Annotated in this window: 17 protein-coding genes; 12 read left to right on the forward strand and 5 right to left on the reverse strand. The window is 61.9% G+C overall.

Translation table 11 applies throughout. The features are described from left to right. Window positions 1-51: 51 nt before the first annotated feature. The gene (locus AC788_RS20500) at window positions 52-870 is read right to left on the reverse strand and encodes a phosphoglycolate phosphatase (RefSeq protein WP_049862399.1); all 819 of its coding nucleotides are present in this window, start codon (window positions 868-870) and stop codon (window positions 52-54) included. Then, entirely contained in the window at window positions 867-1,541 is a 675-nt protein-coding gene (gene rpe, locus AC788_RS20505; RefSeq protein ID WP_049862401.1) for a ribulose-phosphate 3-epimerase, read from the reverse strand. Before rpe ends, AC788_RS20500 begins: the two co-directional genes overlap by 4 nt. Window positions 1,542-1,755: 214 nt before the next feature. On the opposite strand from rpe, the gene AC788_RS20510 reads away from it, so the two are divergent. Beyond that, window positions 1,756-2,700, forward strand: coding sequence for an alpha/beta hydrolase family protein (locus AC788_RS20510; RefSeq protein WP_049862402.1), 945 nt, complete (start codon window positions 1,756-1,758; stop codon window positions 2,698-2,700). A gap of 31 nt (window positions 2,701-2,731) precedes the next feature. Here the strand turns inward: AC788_RS20510 and AC788_RS20515 are convergent, their stop codons facing one another. The 3 genes from AC788_RS20515 to AC788_RS20525 are packed head-to-tail and all read right to left on the reverse strand — an operon-like array spanning window position 2,732 to window position 5,170. Then, window positions 2,732-3,499: a DnaJ domain-containing protein gene (locus tag AC788_RS20515; protein WP_049862403.1), complete on the reverse strand. Its 768-nt coding sequence runs from the start codon at window positions 3,497-3,499 to the stop codon at window positions 2,732-2,734. A 1-nt stretch (window position 3,500) separates the two neighbouring features. Further along, window positions 3,501-4,160: an N-acetylmuramate alpha-1-phosphate uridylyltransferase MurU gene (gene murU, locus AC788_RS20520; RefSeq protein WP_049862404.1), complete on the reverse strand. Its 660-nt coding sequence runs from the start codon at window positions 4,158-4,160 to the stop codon at window positions 3,501-3,503. Continuing rightward, window positions 4,157-5,170, reverse strand: a complete 1,014-nt coding sequence (locus AC788_RS20525) for an aminoglycoside phosphotransferase family protein (RefSeq protein ID WP_049862405.1) — start codon at window positions 5,168-5,170, stop codon at window positions 4,157-4,159. Before AC788_RS20525 ends, murU begins: the two co-directional genes overlap by 4 nt. A gap of 130 nt (window positions 5,171-5,300) precedes the next feature. Here AC788_RS20525 and AC788_RS20530 point away from each other — a divergent pair, with 130 nt between their 5' ends. From AC788_RS20530 to AC788_RS20580, 11 genes are all read left to right on the forward strand, one after another. Beyond that, on the forward strand, window positions 5,301-8,060 hold the full coding sequence (locus tag AC788_RS20530; RefSeq protein ID WP_049862406.1) for an LPS-assembly protein LptD: 2,760 nt from the start codon (window positions 5,301-5,303) through the stop codon (window positions 8,058-8,060). Next, entirely contained in the window at window positions 8,035-9,363 is a 1,329-nt protein-coding gene (gene surA / locus AC788_RS20535) for a peptidylprolyl isomerase SurA (protein ID WP_177327982.1), read from the forward strand. The genes AC788_RS20530 and surA overlap by 26 nt, the downstream gene beginning before the upstream one ends. Beyond that, window positions 9,360-10,346: a 4-hydroxythreonine-4-phosphate dehydrogenase PdxA gene (pdxA, locus tag AC788_RS20540; RefSeq protein ID WP_049862408.1), complete on the forward strand. Its 987-nt coding sequence runs from the start codon at window positions 9,360-9,362 to the stop codon at window positions 10,344-10,346. Before surA ends, pdxA begins: the two co-directional genes overlap by 4 nt. Continuing rightward, complete coding sequence (gene rsmA, locus AC788_RS20545) at window positions 10,346-11,152, forward strand: 16S rRNA (adenine(1518)-N(6)/adenine(1519)-N(6))-dimethyltransferase RsmA (RefSeq protein WP_049862409.1); 807 nt, start codon at window positions 10,346-10,348, stop codon at window positions 11,150-11,152. Before pdxA ends, rsmA begins: the two co-directional genes overlap by 1 nt. 106 nt (window positions 11,153-11,258) lie before the next feature. Continuing rightward, window positions 11,259-11,639, forward strand: a complete 381-nt coding sequence (gene apaG, locus AC788_RS20550; RefSeq protein ID WP_049862410.1) for a Co2+/Mg2+ efflux protein ApaG — start codon at window positions 11,259-11,261, stop codon at window positions 11,637-11,639. After that, window positions 11,639-12,520: a symmetrical bis(5'-nucleosyl)-tetraphosphatase gene (locus AC788_RS20555; protein ID WP_049862411.1), complete on the forward strand. Its 882-nt coding sequence runs from the start codon at window positions 11,639-11,641 to the stop codon at window positions 12,518-12,520. Before apaG ends, AC788_RS20555 begins: the two co-directional genes overlap by 1 nt. Before the next feature lie 28 nt (window positions 12,521-12,548). Continuing rightward, window positions 12,549-12,869 carry a thiosulfate sulfurtransferase GlpE gene (gene glpE / locus AC788_RS20560; protein WP_049862412.1) on the forward strand — a complete coding sequence of 107 codons (321 nt, stop codon included), beginning with the start codon at window positions 12,549-12,551 and terminating at the stop codon, window positions 12,867-12,869. Between the two features lie 312 nt (window positions 12,870-13,181). Beyond that, window positions 13,182-15,104 carry a PrkA family serine protein kinase gene (locus tag AC788_RS20565; RefSeq protein ID WP_049862413.1) on the forward strand — a complete coding sequence of 641 codons (1,923 nt, stop codon included), beginning with the start codon at window positions 13,182-13,184 and terminating at the stop codon, window positions 15,102-15,104. Window positions 15,105-15,208: 104 nt separating this feature from the next. After that, window positions 15,209-16,483 carry a YeaH/YhbH family protein gene (locus AC788_RS20570; RefSeq protein WP_049862414.1) on the forward strand — a complete coding sequence of 425 codons (1,275 nt, stop codon included), beginning with the start codon at window positions 15,209-15,211 and terminating at the stop codon, window positions 16,481-16,483. Then, a complete protein-coding gene (locus AC788_RS20575) occupies window positions 16,480-18,042 on the forward strand; it encodes a SpoVR family protein (RefSeq protein ID WP_049862415.1) in 1,563 nt (520 codons plus the stop codon). Before AC788_RS20570 ends, AC788_RS20575 begins: the two co-directional genes overlap by 4 nt. A 66-nt stretch (window positions 18,043-18,108) precedes the next feature. Further along, window positions 18,109-19,332, forward strand: a complete 1,224-nt coding sequence (locus AC788_RS20580; protein ID WP_049862416.1) for a multifunctional CCA addition/repair protein — start codon at window positions 18,109-18,111, stop codon at window positions 19,330-19,332. The last annotated feature ends 196 nt before the right edge of the window (window positions 19,333-19,528 follow it).

Genomic DNA, 19,528 nt, shown 5'->3' on the forward strand with positions numbered 1-19,528 from the left:
CTCGTGATGGAGGGGTCGAACGGTCTGTGGGCAAACGCTGGAACGGGAAAGTCAGGCGCGCCAACGCCAGCGGGCCAAGGCCTTGATGACTTTCATCCAGAGTTTGCGAGTGACCACCACGATGGAATCTCTATGAGCGGGGGAGTTGCCGTGGGCCAACGTTATCCCAGTGGCCGGATCGAAGCAACCAGGCATCAGTGCGCGCAGATCGTCGATCACCAGTGCCGGTGATTCCTCGGCGATCGGTCGGCCATGGTTGTAGCCGTAGCTGAGCGCGATACAGTTCACGCCCGCAGCCTTGGCGGCTTGCACGTCACTACGCGAATCGCCGATGAACAAGGCGTGCTGCGCCTTGACCTTGGCCATTTTCATGACGAACAACAGGGCTGCCGGATCGGGCTTCTGCTGGGGTAGCGTATCGCCGCCGATGATCCACTTGAAATAGCGTCCCAGGCCCATCTGGTCCAGCAAGGGCGCGACGAAGCGTTCCGGCTTGTTGGTGATCAGGGCCATCTTCACGCGTTTCTTGTGCAGCCATTTGAGGGTTTCGTGAACCCCCGGGTAGACCTGGGTCAGGGCATGGCTTGCGGCATAGGCCGCTGAAAACAGCTCAAGGGCGTGTTCGGTGTCCGCCTCGTCGATGTGCTGGTGATCGATGCCGCCTGCCAGCGCACGGCGAACCAGCACGCGGGCACCGTTGCCGATCCATTCGCGCACGGCTTCGATTCCGGCCGGCTCACGGCCCAGCTGGGCCAACATGGTATCGACGGCGGCTGCCAGATCAGGCACCGAGTCCACCAGGGTGCCGTCCAGGTCGAACATCACCAAGCGCGGCAGACTGCCGGGAAACAGCCGCTCCAGGGCGCTCATGAGCGGGCCAGCGTCAGTTCCGTGCGCATTTGCTCGATCACGTGGCGGTAGTCGGGCGCGTTGAAGATGGCCGAGCCGGCGACGAAGGTGTCGGCACCGGCTGCGGCGATCTCGCGAATGTTGTTCACGTTGACGCCGCCGTCGATTTCCAGGCGGATTTCGCGCCCGCTGGCGTCGATCAGAGCGCGTGCTTCACGCAGCTTGTTCAGGGTGCCGGGAATGAACTTCTGGCCGCCGAAACCGGGGTTGACGCTCATCAACAGGATCATGTCGACCTTGTCCATGACGTATTCGAGCAGGTTCAGCGGGGTTGCCGGATTGAAGACCAGACCGGCCTTGCAACCACCTTCGCGGATCAACTGCAGCGAGCGGTCGATGTGCTGAGTCGCTTCGGGGTGGAAGGTGATGTAACTGGCACCCGCCTCGATGAAGTCACCGATGATACGGTCGACCGGGCTGACCATCAGATGGACATCGATGGGCGCACTGATGCCGTACTTGCGCAGCGCCGCGCAGACCATCGGGCCGATGGTGAGGTTGGGGACGTAGTGGTTGTCCATCACGTCGAAGTGGACGATATCGGCGCCCGCGGCGAGTACGTTATCGACTTCTTCGCCCAGGCGGGCGAAATCCGCAGAGAGGATGGACGGGGCAATTGCGAAGGGCTGCATGGCGCACCTATTCAGGCTGGAATCACGGTGGCGCGCATTGTAGCTCAGGTGCGATGGGCGGGCGAATCGCGCTGGAACGCATTGCAGAACCGGGGGCGGAGCGAAGGGGGAACATTCGCTGTGAACGACCTTTGCGTGGATGGCACTAAGCTATAGGCTTGGAATTTCAACCGGTGTCGAACACAAGAATCATTGATCTGGACGGAAAGTACCGATGAAAGCTGTTCACATCAGAGCGGTCTGCCTGGCATTGCTCGTTCCGCTGCACGGCTTTGCGCTGGCCGATGACGCCGCACCGGCGAAGGATGCGGCGGATGTTCGTCAACCTTTGCCTGAGCGCAGCGTCGAGGATGCCCAGGCACTGGAACGTCAACTGCCTGCCAGCGAGCAGCAACAGTTGCAGGCCGGCAGCGACGAGTTCCTGTCGCTGTGGCGTCCAGCCAATACTGCCGATGCGCAGGGTACGGTCATCATCGTGCCAGGTGCCGGGGAAACCGCGGACTGGCCGCAGGGGGTGGGGCCGTTGCGGCGCAAGTTGCCGGACGCCGGGTTCAACAGCCTGAGCCTCAGCCTGCCGGACCTGGTCAGCCAGATGCCTTCGGCCAGGCCAGCCGAGAAGCCGCCATTGCCGGTGACGACCGAAACCCAGGCGACGCCGCCGGACGCCGGCGCCGGGGTGGAAAAGGCCACAGCGCAGGATGCCGAAGCGGCCAGCCCCGAGGTGCAGTTGCAAGACCCGATGAAGGTGGACGCCGAGCGCATCTTTGCGCGCATCGAAGCAGGCATCGCTTTCGCCCAGCAACACAACTCGCGCAGCATCGTATTGGTAGGTCATGGCAGCGGTGCCTACTGGGCGACCCGCTACATGGCCGAACGGCAACCTGCACACGTCCAGCGACTGATGTTGGTGGACACGCGCACGCCGGACAATGCACCCCAGCAGATCGACGAGTTGGCCGCACTGCTCAAGGTGCCGACCACGGACATTTTCTACAGCGATCGTCAGGCGGCGGCCGCTGCTGCGCAACTGCGTCTGCAAGCCAGCAAGCGCAACAAGGGCGCGGTGTATTCCCAGGTTTCGCTCAAATCGCTGCCGGACAGGGATGCACAGGCCGAGCAGTTGTTCCGGCGGGTCAAGGGTGCCTTGAGCGCGCAGTAGACGATTGCGCGCTCGCCAGCGGACCGGCCCATCAACGCAGATCGCGGCGCTCGCGGATCAGGCTGTAGGCGTTGTGCAGCTCACGGGTGCGGTCGGTCGCCTCGCGAATCTGCGCCGGGGTTACGCCGCTGCCGACCAGCTTGTCAGGGTGATGTCGGCTCAAGAGGCGCCGGTAGGCGCGCTTGATCTGATCCGGCTCGGTGGTCGAGGACACTCCCAGCAAACGCATTGCTTCTTCGTAGGCACCGCCACGCTTGGTCACCGGTCTGTGGCGCGGCTCGTAGTCCTGCCCAAGCCCCTGCACGCGCGCCGACGACCAGCCCAGCCACTTGCCCCAGGTGACCACCAGCTCGCGCTCGGCGGTTCCGGCGCGACCATCGGCCCAGACCATCCGCCAGCAGGCACGCAGCATGCCTTCGGCGGAATTGGGTTGATGCGTGAGGCGCAGCAGGTGCCCGCGCAACTGATCACCCCCCGCCTTGCCCCGATTGAATGCACCGATCGCGCGGCGACGTGCCTGCTCGTTGAGGTTCAAAGAGCGCATTTCCAGGCGCGCCTGCTGGATATGCGCCGCGAGCACTTGGCCTTCAGCCTTGGCCACCCGGCCCAGCAGGACGAACAACAGCTCTTCGTCGCGCAGCACCGACTTGCCCTTGAGCCGATCCAGCAATTCCCCCCAGGTCTGTAACCTGAGGTGGCGATCCAGCGCTTGACCAAGCACCAGACCCAGCAGCGCGCCTGGAATGTCGGCAATGGCATACCCTGCCGCTGCGCCGGCTACCGTTGCGGGCCACAGCATATCAACCCCGCTCGGCCAGGAGCCGATCCAGGTCGCTCAGCCGCTGCGGCGTACCGACGTCGATCCACTGACCCCGGTAGTGCTCGCCGGTCACCTGCCCCACGTCCATCGCACGGCGCAACAATGGCGCGAGCTTGAACGGGGTTTCGCCATGGCCGTCGAACAGCTCGGGGTCGAGCACGGCGATGCCGCTGTAGGTCAACCCGGGCTGGTCGCGCACCTGGCCTTCGAGCAGGGTGAAGTCACCCTTCGGATGCTGGGCCGGGTTGTCGACCAGTACCAGATGAGCCTGGCCCGCCAATGGGCCGCGCAATTGGCTGAAATCGTAGTCAGTCCAGATGTCGCCATTGACCACCAGAAACGGTGCATCACCCAGCAGCGGTAACGCCTGACGAATGCCGCCGCCGGTTTCCAGCGGTTCGGTCTCGCGCGAATACTCGATGGCCACACCATAACGAGCGCCGTCGCTCAGGTAGTCTTCGATCTGCTGGCCCAGCCAGGCGTGATTGATCACCACGTCGCTGAAGCCCGCCTTGGCCAACGCGAGCAGGTGGTATTCGATCAACCGTTTGCCACCGACGCTCAGCAACGGCTTGGGCGTGGCCAGGGTCAGCGGGCGCATGCGCTCGCCCTTGCCTGCCGCCAGGATCATGGCTTTCATGAGGACACTCCAAGGCTTTTGAACAGTTGACCCAGTTCAGCCAGCTCGGGACGCCGCGCCAGTACCGTTTCTATATAAGAGAAGAAACGCGGTACGTCGGCCAGGTAACGGGGTTTGCCGTCACGATGGCAGATACGGGCGAAAATGCCGATCACTTTAAGATGGCGCTGCACGCCCATCAGGTCGCTGGCACGGCAGAACTCGGCAAAGTCCAGTTGCACCGGTATGCCCTGCTCGCCTGCCTGCTCCCAGTAGCGCTGCAGCCATGCCTGCACACGCTCCTCTGGCCAACTGAGAAACGCATCTTTGAACAGACAGGTGATGTCGTAGGTAACCGGACCATAGACCGCATCCTGAAAGTCCAGCACGCCTGGATTAGGCTCGCTGACCATGAGATTGCGAGGCATGAAGTCGCGATGCACCAGGACCTTGGGCTGCGCCAGGGCGCTGTCGATCAGGCGCGTGCTCACGCGTTGCCAGGCCGCCAGTTGCTCGGCGTCCAGCTGTTTGCCCAAGGCCTTGCCAACGTACCATTCTGGAAACAGTTCCAGCTCGCGTCGCAGCAGCGCCACGTCGTAGCTGGGCAGGTCGCCGCTGGCCGGTAGTTTCTGCAGCGCCAGCAAGGCATCGATGGCGTCGGCGAACAGCGCTTCGGCGTTGTCCGCATCGATCACGTCCAGGTAGGTCTGGTGGCCAAGATCGCTCAACAGCAGGAAGCCACGCTCCAGGTCCTGGGCATGAATCTGCGGCACATTGAGGCCGGCACTCGCCAGCAATTCGTCGATTTTCACGAACGGTGCGCAGTTTTCCTGGGGCGGTGGCGCGTCCATGACGATAAAACTGCGACCCTGGCCCTGCCAGCGGAAGTACCGACGAAAACTGGCATCGCTACTGGCCGCAGTCAACGTGGCCGGGGGTACGGCGCCCCATTCACGAGCCTGGAAGAGTTTCTCCAGTTGCTCGTCGAGCCATGTTTTGAGGTGTTGCAGGCGTACATCTTGATCAGGCATTGCAAGGGTCTCCGACGGCGCTAGCCGTCAAGCGGGTCATGCTTTATTATCCAGCATCTTTTTCAGACCATCGAGAGGCGTGCGGCCCCCCCGCGGGCAAGATGGCACGCAGGAAGCCCGGACTAATAAGATGGCATTGAAATCCCCCGCGTTTCGTAAAAAATTTCCGTTGCTGGTCACTGGCGGTTTGCTGGTGATGCAACCCATGGCCACCCAGTTCGTCTTTGCTGCAGAGCAATTCGACTGCCAAGTCTCCGCTGCCGGTGCCTGGGACTGCAACCCCAAGGCCCCGGCTGCGCAGTTGCCGCCACGCCCCGTGCACGACGGCGCGGCGGTGGCAGGCAGTGGCGGCGGCTCTTCGCGTGAAGAGAAGACCGTCGGCCCCGTGGCCGTCACCCAGAGCAAGGGCCGTGGCCTGACCTCGCGCAGTGCCGATTACAGCCACCTGGACTGGGTACCGCGCAGCAAGCTGACTGCCGCGCAACTGGCCGAAACCGGACCGTACTGCTCCGGTGCGTACATCGAACCCGTGCGTCCCGGCATGAGCGACAACACGCCCAAGAGCGAGTCTCCGACCTTCATCGGCGCCAAGGCTTCGCGCTACCAGACCGAAGAGCAGATCGCTTCGCTGGCCGGTGACGTGGTGATGCGCCAGGGCAGCATGCAGATCGAGGCCGACGAGGCCAGCCTGCATCAGGCCGAGAACCGTGGCGAGCTCAACGGCAACGTCAAGCTGCGCGACAACGGCGCGCTGGTCGTGGGCGACCACGCCCAGGTCCAGCTCGACACCGGCGAAGCCCAGGTCGACAACGCCGAATACGTGCTGCACAAGTCGCGCATCCGCGGCAGTGCGCTGTACGCCAAGCGTGCCGAAAACGCGATCATCCGCCTCAAGGACGGTACCTATACCACCTGTGAGCCGGACAGCAACGCCTGGCAGCTCAAGGGCAACAACATCACGCTGAACCCGGCCACCGGTTTCGGCACCGCGACCAACGTCACCCTTCGCGTGAAGGATATTCCGGTGCTGTACACGCCGTATATCTACTTCCCGATCGATGACCGTCGCCAGTCCGGCTTCCTCCCGCCGTCCTTCGCCACCGACAGCGACAGCGGCTTCACCCTCGTCACGCCGTACTACTTCAACCTGGCGCCCAACTACGACGCCACGTTGTATCCGCGCTACATGGCCAAGCGCGGCGTGATGATGGAAGGCGAGTTCCGCTACCTGACCAAGACCAGCGAAGGCCAGTTCGGCGGTGCGTACCTCAACGACGAGAACGACGATCGCCGCCTGCAGTCCGACTACGACAAGACTCGCTGGATGGTCAACTGGCAGCACAAAGGTGGCCTGGATTCACGCCTGACCACTGAAGTCGACTACACCGACATCAGCGATCCTTACTACTTCCAGGACCTGCAGTCCGACCAGATCGGCGTCGAGCGCCACGACTGGATCAACCAGCAGGGTGCCCTGACCTATCGTGGCGATACCTACACCGCACGCTTGAACGTTCAGGCGTACAAGCTGGCGACCGTGGCGGACATCACTCCGTACAACCGCATGCCGCAGATCACCTTCAACGGTGCACTGCCTTACCATCCGGGTGGTCTGGACTTCACGTACAACAGCGAGATCGTTCGTTTCGAGCGTGATCTGCGCACCGGTACGTTCATCAACGAAGATGGTTTCAGTGATCGCCGTATCGACAACAACGTCTCCGGCCTGGCCCGCGCCAACGGCAACCGCCTGAACCTGGAACCTGGTGTGGCCCTCCCGCTGAACTGGAACTGGGGCTTCGTGCGTCCGTCGCTCAAGTACATGTACACCCAGTACGACCTGGATCTGGACAGCCGCGGCAAGAACACCCTGCTGGCCGACGAGCGTTTCAGCAGCTCGCAGAACCGTGGCGTACCGATCGCCAGCATCGACAGCGGCCTGTACTTCGATCGCGACACGCAGATGTTCGGTACCAACTTCCGCCAGACCCTGGAGCCGCGCCTGTTCTACCTCTATGTACCTGAGGAAGACCAGACCGACATTCCCGTGTTCGACACGTCGGAAACTACCTTCAGCTACGGTTCGTTGTTCCGTGAAAACCGCTTCACCGGTACCGACCGCGTGGGCGACGAGAACAAGCTCTCGCTGGGCGTGACCAGCCGCTGGATCGAAGACAACGGTTTCGAGCGTCAGCGTGTCAGCGTCGGTCAGGCCCTGTATTTCCGGGATCGCGAAGTGCAACTGCCGGGCGTCGACTTCAAGACCCGCGACGATGCACAGGCCAACGTTTCGCCGTACGCCCTGGAATACGAATACCGCTTCAACCGCGACTGGCGCTTCAGCTCGGATTTCAACTGGGATCCAGACAGCCGCAGCACTCGTTCGGGCAGCGCGATGTTCCACTACCAGCCTGAAGACAACCCCAACAAGGTGGTCAACCTGGGCTATCGCTACCGCGACGACACCGTGCACTACGATTCGGCGACCGGTCGCTGGACCTTCGGTGGCGACTACGGTCAGCCGGGCGATCCGAACTATGTGAAGGACTACTACAAGATCCAGCAGCATGACTTCTCGGTCATGTGGCCGATCGTGCCGCAGTGGAGCGTCATCAGCCGCTGGCAGTTCGACTACAACCGCAACCGCACGCTGGAAGCCTTCGGTGGCTTCGAATACGACAACTGCTGCTGGAAGATGCGTCTGATCAACCGTTACTGGGTTGACTACGACGAATACAGCCAGGCCGCCCCGCAGAACGAAAAAGGCGACCATGGCATCTTCCTGCAAATCGTGCTGAAGGGCCTCGGTGGCGTGGTAGGCAATAAGGTTGAGGGTTTCCTCGACAAGGGCATTCAAGGTTATCGTGAACGTGAAGACCAAGCTATGTGATCTGCTGCGCCCAGTCGTGCTGGGCGCCATGCTGCTGGGCACCACGGCGCACGCCGCGGTGCAACAGCTGGACCGTGTCGTGGCCATCGTCGACAACGACGTGGTCATGCAAAGTCAGCTCGACCAGCGCGTCAAGGAAGTGCAGCAAACCATCGCCAAGCGTGGCGGCAGTGGTGGCGTGCCTCCCGCCAGCGTCCTGCAACAGCAGGTGCTGGAACGCCTGATCGTCGAGAATCTGCAACTGCAGATCGGCGAGCGTTCCGGCATTCGCATCACCGACGAAGAGCTCAACGGTGCCATCGCCACCATCGCCCAGCGCAACAACATGTCGACCGCGCAGTTCCGCGCCGCATTGGCGCATGACGGCCTGTCGTATGACGATGCGCGCGAGCAGGTGAAGCGCGAGATGATCATCAGCCGCGTGCGTCAGCGTCGCGTGGCCGAGCGCATCCAGGTGTCGGAGCAGGAAGTGAAGAACTTCCTCGCTTCGGACCTGGGCAAGATGCAGCTGTCCGAGGAACTGCACCTGGCCAACATCCAGATCCAGGTTCCGGAAAGCGCCAGTTCGGCGGCCATCCAGGCAGCGGCCAGCAAGGCCGAAGACATCTATCGCCAACTCAAGCAGGGTGCCGACTTCAACAAGCTGGCCATTGCCAGCTCGTCGAGCGAAAACGCCCTCGAAGGCGGCGACATGGGCTGGCGCAAGCCGGCGCAATTGCCACCACCTTTCGATCGCATGCTGAGCACCATGCCGGTTGGTGATGTCACGCAACCAGTGCGCACGCCTGTGGGTTTCATCATCCTCAAGGTGCTGGACAAGCGCGGCGGCGGCGTCCAGACCGTCGACGAAGTGCACGTACGCCACATTCTGCTGAAGCCGAGCGAGATTCGCAGTCCGGCGCAAACCGAAGAGCTGGCGCGCAAACTGTACGAGCGCATCGAGAACGGCGAAGACTTCGCCACCCTGGCGAAGAATTTCTCGGAAGATCCAGGTTCGGCACTCAACGGTGGCGACCTGAACTGGGTCAACCCGCAGTCGCTGGTACCCGAGTTCCGCGAAACCATGGCCTCGACGCCAGTGGAATCGGTCTCGCGTCCATTCCAGACGCAGTTCGGCTGGCACGTTCTGCAGGTACTTGGCCGCCGCGCGACCGACAACACCGAGCAGGCCCGCGATCAGCAGGCAATGAACGTGTTGCGTAACCGCAAATACGACGAAGAGCTGCAGACCTGGATGCGCCAGATCCGCGACGAAGCCTACGTTGAAATCAAGCTGCCTGGCGCCGACCAGGCTGCACAGTGACACCCAAGCGTTTCGCGTTGACGCCCGGCGAGCCGGCGGGCATAGGTCCTGACCTGTGCCTGCTGCTCGCCGCGCAATCCCAGCCTCATCCCCTGATAGCCATCACCAGTCGTGACCTGCTCGCCGAGCGGGCCGCGCAACTGGGGCTGGCCGTCAGTCTGCTGGCAGTCGATGCCGACGCCCTCCCCGACCATCCTGCGCCCGCTGGCAGCCTGTACGTATGGGATACACCGCTGGGCGCGCCTGTGCGTACAGGTGAGCTGGATACAGCCAATGCCGCGTTCGTGCTGCAGACCCTGACCCGTGCGGCTCAAGGCTGTCTCGACGGTCTGTTCGCAGGCATGATCACCGCGCCGGTGCACAAGGGTGTCATCAACAACGGTGGCATCGCGTTTTCCGGACATACCGAATTCCTCGCCGACCTCACCGCGACCGAACAGGTAGTGATGATGCTGGCCACCGGCGATCTGCGCGTGGCGCTGGTGACCACTCACCTGCCGCTGCGCGACGTAGCCGACGCAATCACCGCCGAACGCCTGGAGCGGGTCACGCGCATTCTGCATGCCGACCTGCAGGGCAAATTCGGCCTGGCTCGCCCGCGCATCCTGGTCTGCGGCCTCAACCCGCACGCCGGTGAGGGCGGCCACCTGGGTCGCGAAGAAATAGACATCATCGAGCCCACCCTGGAGCGTCTACGCACCGAGGGCATGGATCTGCGCGGGCCGCTGCCTGCCGATACGCTCTTCACTCCCAAATACCTGCAGCATTGCGACGCGGTGCTGGCGATGTATCACGACCAAGGCCTGCCCGTACTCAAGTACAAGGGCTTTGGCGCGGCGGTCAATGTTACCCTGGGGCTGCCGATCATCCGCACCTCCGTGGACCATGGCACCGCCCTCGACCTGGCCGGGACCGGCAAGGTCGATACCGGCAGCCTGCGCGTCGCCCTCGACACCGCCTATCGAATGGCCGAGACATTTTAATGACCGAGCAATACCAACACCGGGCGCGCAAGCGCTTTGGTCAGAACTTTCTTCATGACGCCGGCGTTATCGACCGTATCCTTCGCTCGATCCATGCCAAGCCCGGTGAACACCTGCTGGAAATCGGACCGGGCCAGGGCGCGCTGACCGAAGGCCTGCTGGGCAGCGGCGCGCAACTGGACGTCGTGGAACTGGACAAGGATCTGGTGCCCATTCTCAATCAGCAGTTCGCAAGCCGTGACAACTTCCGTCTGCACCAGGGCGACGCATTGAAGTTCGACTTCACCAGTCTGGGTGCCGAGCCCGCTACCCTGCGCGTAGTCGGCAACCTGCCGTACAACATTTCCACACCGCTGATCTTCCATCTGCTGCACAACGCCCATCTGATTCGCGACATGCATTTCATGCTGCAGAAGGAAGTGGTCGAGCGCATGGCTGCAGGGCCTGGCGGTGGCGACTGGGGTCGTCTGTCGATCATGGTTCAGTACCACTGCCGCGTCGAACACCTGTTCAACGTCGGACCCGGTGCGTTCAATCCACCGCCCAAGGTCGATTCGGCCATCGTGCGACTGGTGCCTCATACCACCCTGCCCCACCCGGCCAAGGATCACCGCCTGCTCGAGCGTGTCGTCCGCGAAGCGTTCAACCAGCGCCGCAAGACCTTGCGCAATACCCTCAAGGCGTTGCTGCCCAATGAGGCGATCGAAGCGGCCGGCGTCGACGGCAGCCTGCGGCCCGAGCAGCTCGACCTGGCGGCTTTCGTACGCCTGGCCGATCAATTGGCCGAACGAAGCGACGCGCTCTGACCTCTAACGTGGACCACTCGTTGGTCCACAGGCCCTCTATTTGACCTAGACTGACCTGAACCGGCCGACGCCGGCTACATTCGCTCTCGCTTTCAAGGCCTTTTGCATGTCCGATCCTCGCTATCAGATCGACGTCAGCGTCGTGACCCGTTTCCTGCCCGAACAGTCCCAACCCGAGCAGCATCGTTTTGCTTTCGCCTATACCGTGACTGTGCTCAACAACGGACAACTGCCCGCTCGCTTGCTATCACGACACTGGGTGATCACCGATGGCGATGGCAAGGTCGAAGAAGTCCGTGGGCCTGGCGTGATCGGCCAGCAACCACTTATTGCTGCAGGCGCGAGTCATACCTACTCAAGCGGTACGGTCATGGCCACCACCGTGGGCAACATGCAGGGCAGTTATCAGATGCAAGCCGAGGACGGCAAGCAGTTCGAAGCCGTAATCGCGCCGTTTCGCCTCGCCGTGCCGGGAGCTCTGCACTGATGGCGGTGTACGCAGTCGGTGACTTGCAAGGCTGTCTGGAACCCCTCAAGTGCTTGCTACAACGGGTCGCCTTCGACCCGACGAAAGACACCTTGTGGCTAGTGGGTGACCTGGTCAATCGCGGACCGAGCTCGCTGGAAACTCTGCGCTATCTGTATGCCATACGCGAGTCGGTGGTCTGCGTGCTGGGCAACCATGACCTGCACCTGCTGGCGGTAGCTCACAACGCCGAACGACTCAAGCGCGGCGATACCCTGCGCGAGATCCTCGAAGCGCCAGACGGCCCGCAACTACTCGACTGGCTGCGCCGCCGGAAGCTGCTGCACTACGATAAGCAACGCAATACCGTTCTGGTTCATGCCGGGATTCCGCCCCAGTGGTCGCTGCGCAAGGCCCTGCGTCTGGCCGCCGAAGTCGAGACGGCCCTGCGTGACGACAACCTGTTTCAGCCCTATCTGGATGGCATGTACGGTAACGAGCCGAACAAGTGGGACAAGGAACTGCAGGGCGCCGCTCGTCTGCGTGTGATCACCAATTACTTCACCCGCATGCGCTTCTGCACCGCTGACGGCAAGCTCGATCTCAAGGGCAAGGAAGGCGCCGACACCGCGCTGCCCGGTTACGCACCCTGGTTCGCGCACAAGGAGCGCAAGACCCGCGACCTCAAGATCATCTTCGGCCATTGGGCGGCCCTGGAAGGTCGCTGCGACGCGCCGGGCGTTTTCGCGCTCGACACCGGTTGCGTATGGGGCGGCGCGATGACCCTGCTCGACGTCGACAATGGCGTGCGCCTGTCATGCCAATGCACCGACCAGGGCGGGGCAATTACACCCGAACCGATGCCTGCGGCAGATTTCCCTCCCCCCGGCGACAAACGCTAGAATGGATGCCCAGCCCAGGAGCCTGCCCATGACCGAATTCCAACGCATCCCTCCGCAACAAGCCCACAGCCTGCGCGAACAGGGCGCCGTGGTGGTCGACATCCGCGATCCGCAGACCTTCGCGGCCAGCCACATCACCGACTCCACGCACCTGGACAACCACTCGCTGCACGATTTCATCAAGGCAGCCGACCTGGACAAACCGCTGGTCGTGGTCTGCTACCACGGCAACTCCAGCCAGAGCGCCGCCGCCTATCTGGTCAGCCAAGGGTTCTCCGACGTCTACAGTCTGGATGGTGGCTTCGAGTTGTGGCGCACCACCTTTCCGAGCGAAACCAGCCAGGCCTGAATCCTCGGCGGCGGGCAAGGCGCGACGAATTTTTTTTCGTGCGCCGACGCCGCGCCCCACGGGCCTTCCCGGCATCGGCGCAAAGCCTTGCCGACACTTAATTGCGCATCCGCCCTTGAAGTCCCCGATTACCAACTATCCTTTAGCTCAGGCCATCCATAACAGGGGAGAGCCGGTACACCGGCGCGCGGGTCAATCGGTAAAGACTACATGGGTGTTCTGGGGGGTATACGGCCACCAAGGGGTTCAGGTGACCGCCAGCATCAACTGAGTGATCCGACGTCGGCTCCACGTATCGAGCGAGGTGACGTCATGAGTATTTTTAGCCACTTCCAACAACGCTTCGAATCCACACGCCAGGAAGAGCTCTCATTACAGGAGTACCTCGAGCTGTGCAAAAAGGACCGTAGCACCTACGCCTCCGCCGCCGAGCGGATACTGATGGCGATCGGGGAGCCCGAATTGCTCGATACGTCGACCAATTCCAGGCTGTCGCGCATCTTTTCCAACAAGGTGATCCGCCGCTACCCCGCCTTCGAAGACTTTCACGGCATGGAGGAATGCATCGACCAGATCGTGTCGTACTTCCGCCATGCTGCACAGGGTCTGGAAGAAAAGAAACAGATCCTGTACCTGCTCGGCCCGGTCGGTGGCGGCAAGTCGTCGCTGGCCGAGAAGCTCAAGCAGTTGATCGAGAAGGTGCCGTTCTATGCCATCAAGGGCTCGCCGGTGTTCGAGTCGCCCCTGGGCCTGTTCAATGCCACCGAGGACGGCGCGATCCTGGAGGAAGACTTCGGCATTCCGCAGCGCTACCTGAGCACCATCATGTCGCCTTGGGCGACCAAGCGCCTGGCTGAATTCGGCGGCGACATCAGCCAGTTCCGCGTGGTCAAGCTCTATCCTTCCATCCTCAACCAGATCGCCGTGGCCAAGACCGAGCCGGGGGACGAGAACAACCAGGACATTTCCGCGCTGGTGGGCAAGGTGGACATCCGCAAGCTGGAGGAATACCCGCAGAACGACGCCGACGCCTACAGCTACTCCGGTGCCCTGTGCCGCGCCAACCAGGGGCTGATGGAGTTCGTCGAGATGTTCAAGGCGCCGATCAAGGTGCTCCATCCGTTGCTGACTGCCACTCAGGAAGGCAACTACAACAGCACCGAGGGTCTGGGCGCGATCCCCTACTCAGGCATCCTGTTGGCGCACTCCAACGAATCGGAATGGCACAGCTTCCGCAACAACAAGAACAACGAGGCGTTCATCGACCGGATCTACATCGTCAAAGTGCCGTACTGCCTGCGCGTGAGCGACGAGATCAAGATCTACGACAAGCTGCTGTTCAACAGTTCGCTGTCCAAGGCCCACTGCGCACCCGACACCCTGAAGATGCTCGCCCAGTTCACCACCCTGTCGCGGCTAAAGGAGCCGGACAACTCCAACATCTACTCCAAGATGCGCGTATACGACGGCGAAAACCTCAAGGACACCGATCCAAAGGCCAAGTCGATCCAGGAATACCGCGACACAGCAGGCGTGGACGAAGGGATGAATGGTCTGTCGACGCGCTTCGCGTTCAAGATCCTGTCCAAGGTGTTCAACTTCGATCCACACGAAATCGCCGCCAACCCGGTGCATCTGCTTTACGTACTGGAGCAGCAGATCGAGCAGGAGCAGTTCCCTGCCGAGGTGCGTGAGCGCTACCTGCGTTTCCTCAAGGAATACCTGGCTCCGCGCTACATCGAGTTCATCGGCAAGGAGATCCAGACCGCGTACCTGGAGTCCTACAGCGAGTACGGCCAGAACATCTTCGACCGTTACGTGCTGTACGCCGATTTCTGGATTCAGGATCAGGAATACCGCGATCCGGAAACCGGAGAAATCCTCAACCGTGTGGCTCTCAACGAAGAACTGGAGAAGATCGAGAAGCCGGCCGGCATCAGCAATCCGAAGGATTTCCGCAACGAGATCGTCAACTTCGTGTTGCGCGCCCGCGCCAACAACAATGGCAAGAACCCGACCTGGCTCAGCTACGAGAAGCTGCGCGTGGTGATCGAGAAGAAGATGTTCTCCAACACCGAGGATCTGCTTCCGGTCATCAGCTTCAACGCCAAGGCCAGCAAGGAGGACCAGCAGAAACACAACGATTTCGTCACTCGCATGGTCGAGCGTGGCTATACCGACAAGCAGGTACGCCTGCTGTCCGAGTGGTATCTGCGGGTCAGGAAGTCGCAGTGATCGCGCGGTAAGCTTCAGGCAGCGAAGGGCCCGGACGGACATGACCGTCCGGGCGCCTCGCCGCTCTCGACTTGTGGCTTGCAGCCAGGCTGCCCGGAGGCCTAATGAGCTATGTGATCGACCGACGCCTCAATGGCAAGAACAAGAGCACGGTGAACCGCCAGCGATTTCTGCGGCGTTACCGTGATCACATCAAGAAGGCCGTGGAAGAAGCGGTCGGCCGCCGCTCCATCACCGACATGGAACACGGCGAGCAGATCAGCATTCCCGGTCGCGACATCGACGAACCGGTGCTGCATCACGGCCGTGGTGGCAAGCAGACCGTGGTGCACCCCGGCAACAAGGAGTTCACGGCCGGTGAACACATCGCTCGCCCCCAAGGCGGTGGGGGTGGCGGCAAAGGGCCTGGAAAGGCGGGCAACTCCGGCGAAGGCATGGACGAGTTCGTGTTCCAGATCACCCAGGAAGAATTCCTCGAATTCATGTTCGAAGACCTCGAACTGCCCAACCTGGTCAAGCGCAACCTCAGCGGTACCGACACCTACAAGACAGTGCGCGCCGGGATCAGCAACGAGGGCAACCCCTCACGCATCAACATCATCCGCACCCTGCGTTCCGCCCACGCGCGGCGCATCGCGCTCTCGGGCAGCAGCCGCGCTAAGCTCAAGGCGGCCAAACTCGAACTCGAACGCCTGAAGATCGAAGAGCCAGACAACTTTGGTGACATCCAGGCCCTGATGGGGGAAATCGAGAAGCTCAGCGCCCGCATCCATCGAGTGCCCTTCCTCGACACTTTCGACGTGAAGTACAACCTGCTGGTCAAACACCCCAACCCCAGCTCCAAGGCAGTGATGTTCTGCCTCATGGATGTGTCCGGCTCCATGACTCAGGCGACCAAGGACATCGCCAAGCGGTTCTTCATCCTGCTGTACCTGTTCCTCAAGCGTAACTACGACAAGATAGAGGTGGTATTCATCCGCCACCACACCAGCGCCCGCGAAGTCGACGAAGAAGAATTCTTCTACTCCCGCGAGACTGGCGGCACCATCGTTTCCAGCGCGTTGAAGCTGATGCAGGAAATCATGGCGGCGCGCTACCCGACCAACGAATGGAACATCTATGCCGCCCAGGCCTCGGACGGCGACAACTGGAACGACGACTCGCCCATCTGTCGGGAAATCCTCACCAAGCAGATCATGCCGTTCGTGCAGTACTACACCTATGTGGAGATCACGCCGCGCGAACATCAGGCGCTGTGGTACGAATACGAGCGCATCAGCGATTCGTTCGCCGATACGTTCGCCCAGCAACAGCTGGTGTCGGCCGGGGATATCTATCCGGTCTTCCGTGAACTCTTCCAGCGCAGGTTAGCGACATGACCGCCAGAGAGCAGAAGCGTCAACCCATCTCCACGGGCTCGGAATGGACCTTCGAGCTCATCCAAACCTATGACCGGGAAATCAGCCGCATCGCCGAGCGCTATGCGCTGGACACCTACCCCAACCAGATCGAGGTGATCACGGCCGAGCAGATGATGGATGCGTATGCTTCGGTCGGCATGCCGCTGGGCTATCACCATTGGTCCTACGGCAAACACTTTCTCAGTACCGAGAAATCCTACACGCGCGGTCAGATGGGGCTGGCCTACGAGATCGTCATCAACTCCGATCCGTGCATCGCCTACCTGATGGAAGAGAACACCATCTGCATGCAGGCGCTGGTGGTGGCTCACGCCTGCTATGGGCACAACAGTTTCTTCAAGGGCAACTACCTGTTCCGCACTTGGACCGACGCCAGTTCGATCATCGATTACCTGGTGTTCGCCAAGTCCTACATCATGAAGTGCGAAGAGCGGCATGGTATCGATGCCGTGGAAGACCTGCTCGACTCCTGCCACGCGTTGATGAACTACGGTGTCGATCGCTACAAGCGTCCGTATCCGATTTCCGCCGAGGAGGAACGTCGCCGCCAGGCCGACCGCGAGGAACACCTGCAGCGCCAGATCAACGATCTGTGGCGCACCATCCCCAAGGGCGCCGACAAGAACCGCGAGGAGGACAACGCCCGGTTTCCGGCCGAGCCGCAGGAGAACATCCTGTACTTCATCGAGAAACACGCGCCGTTGCTCGAGCCATGGCAACGCGAGATCGTCAGGATCGTGCGCAAGATCGCGCAGTACTTCTATCCCCAGCGCCAGACCCAGGTGATGAACGAAGGCTGGGCGACGTTCTGGCACTACACCCTGATGAACGACCTCTACGACGAGGGCCTGGTCACCGACGGTTTCATGATGGAGTTTCTGCAGTCGCACACCAGCGTGGTGTTCCAGCCGGGTTTCGACAGCCCCTACTACAACGGTATCAACCCCTATGCGCTGGGTTTTGCCATGTACCGGGACATACGGCGCATGTGCGAAAACCCGGACGACGAGGACCGCCGCTGGTTTCCCGAGATTGCCGGCAGTGACTGGCTGTCGACGATCAAGTTCGCCATGAGCAGCTTCAAGGACGAGAGCTTCATCCTGCAGTACCTGTCGCCCAAGGTCATCCGCGACCTGAAGCTGTTCAGCATCATGGACGACGACCAGCGCGACGAACTGCTGGTACCGGCGATCCACGACGAGAACGGCTATCGCACGATCCGCGAGACCCTGGCGGCGCAATACAACCTGGGCAACCGCGAGCCCAACGTGCAGATCTGGAGCATCGATCGACGCGGTGACCGCTCATTGACCCTGCGTCATCAGCAACACGACCGCAAGCCGCTGGGCGAATCCACCGAGGAAGTGCTCAAGCACCTGCACCGTTTGTGGGGCTTCGACATCCATCTGGAGACGTTGCAAGGCGATCAGCTGGTCAAGACGCACCACGTGCCGCCTCGCAACGAGCACACGGACGGCAGCCATGGGCGGGCGGACCTCAACGTCGTGCACCTCTGAGCCCGGTGCACTGGGCAAACCTTCGGTGGCTTGGTGTTATCCTTCGCGGCCATCGGAGGTGTTGCAATGAAGATCTATGAAGTGGGCGGCGCGGTGCGCGATCGCCTTCTGGGTATACCTGTCACCGACATCGATCGCGTAGTCGTGGGTGCCAGCGCCGAACGAATGCTCGCTGAGGGGTACCGGCCGGTCGGCAGCGATTTCCCGGTGTTTCTGCATCCGCAGACCGGCGAAGAATATGCCTTGGCGCGTACCGAACGCAAAAGCGGGCGCGGCTACGGTGGTTTCGTGTTCCATGCCAGCCCGGACGTCACTCTGGAAGAGGACCTGTCGCGGCGCGACCTGACCATCAATGCCATGGCCGAGGACGACAAAGGTCGGATCATCGACCCCTACGGTGGCCAGCAAGACCTGCATGACCGCCTGCTCAAGCACGTCTCCCCCGCCTTCATCGAAGATCCCCTGCGCGTATTGCGGGTTGCACGCTTCGCTGCCCGCTATGCCGGGCTGGGTTTTCGAGTGGCCGAACCGACCTTGCAACTGATGCGTCAGCTGAGCGAATCGGGCGAGTTGCAGGCCCTGACGGCCGAACGCAGTTGGAAGGAGATTTCCCGGGCGCTGTTGGAAGCGCACCCACACGTGTTCATTCAGGTGCTGCGCGACTGCGGAGCGCTGGAACAATTGCTCCCCGAAGTGGACGCGTTGTTCGGCGTACCGCAGCCGCCTGCTCATCATCCGGAGATCGACACCGGGGTGCATACCTTGAGCGTGCTGGAACAGGCCGCGCGGCATCACCAGCCGCTGACCGTGCGCTGGGCGTGTCTGTTGCACGATCTGGGCAAGGGCACCACGCGACCCAGCGAGTGGCCGCGGCATATCGCTCACGAGCAGCGCGGCGTGAAGTTGATCAAGGCGGTTAACGAGCGCTTCAAGGTGCCCAAGGATTGCCAGGAGCTGGCGGTGCTGGTCGGTGAATACCACACCCATGGGCATCGGGCTCTGGAGCTCAAGCCGTCGACCTTGCTGGAGCTGTTGCAGAATTTCGACGTGTACCGCCGTCCCCAGCGCTTCGAGGAGTTCATCATGGCGTGCGAAATGGACGCGCGTGGACGGTTGGGGTTCGAGGGGCGAGAGTACCCTCAGGCAGATTATCTGCGCGGTGCGGCTGCGGCGGCGCGGGGGGTGGCGGTTCAGCCGCTGGTTGCCCAGGGGTTCAAGGGGCAGGCGCTGGGTGAAGCGTTGAAACGGGCACGGTTGGAGGTGTTGAAGGGGTATAAGGCGGGCGTTTGAATGGGGATGGTTGAGGGTGGCTTTGCGGGCCTCTTCGCGGGCAGAGACCCGCTCCCACAGGGACGTGTGATCACCTGAGGCTCCCATGGGGAAGTGGGATCACCTGTGGCTTCCATGGAGAAGTGGGATCACCTGAGGCTCCCATAAGGAGGTGGGATCACCTGGGGCTCCCATGGGGAAATGTGACAACCGGGGG

It is taken from the genome of Pseudomonas sp. RIT-PI-a, from assembly GCF_001187875.1.
Classification (GTDB): domain Bacteria; phylum Pseudomonadota; class Gammaproteobacteria; order Pseudomonadales; family Pseudomonadaceae; genus Aquipseudomonas; species Aquipseudomonas coleopterorum.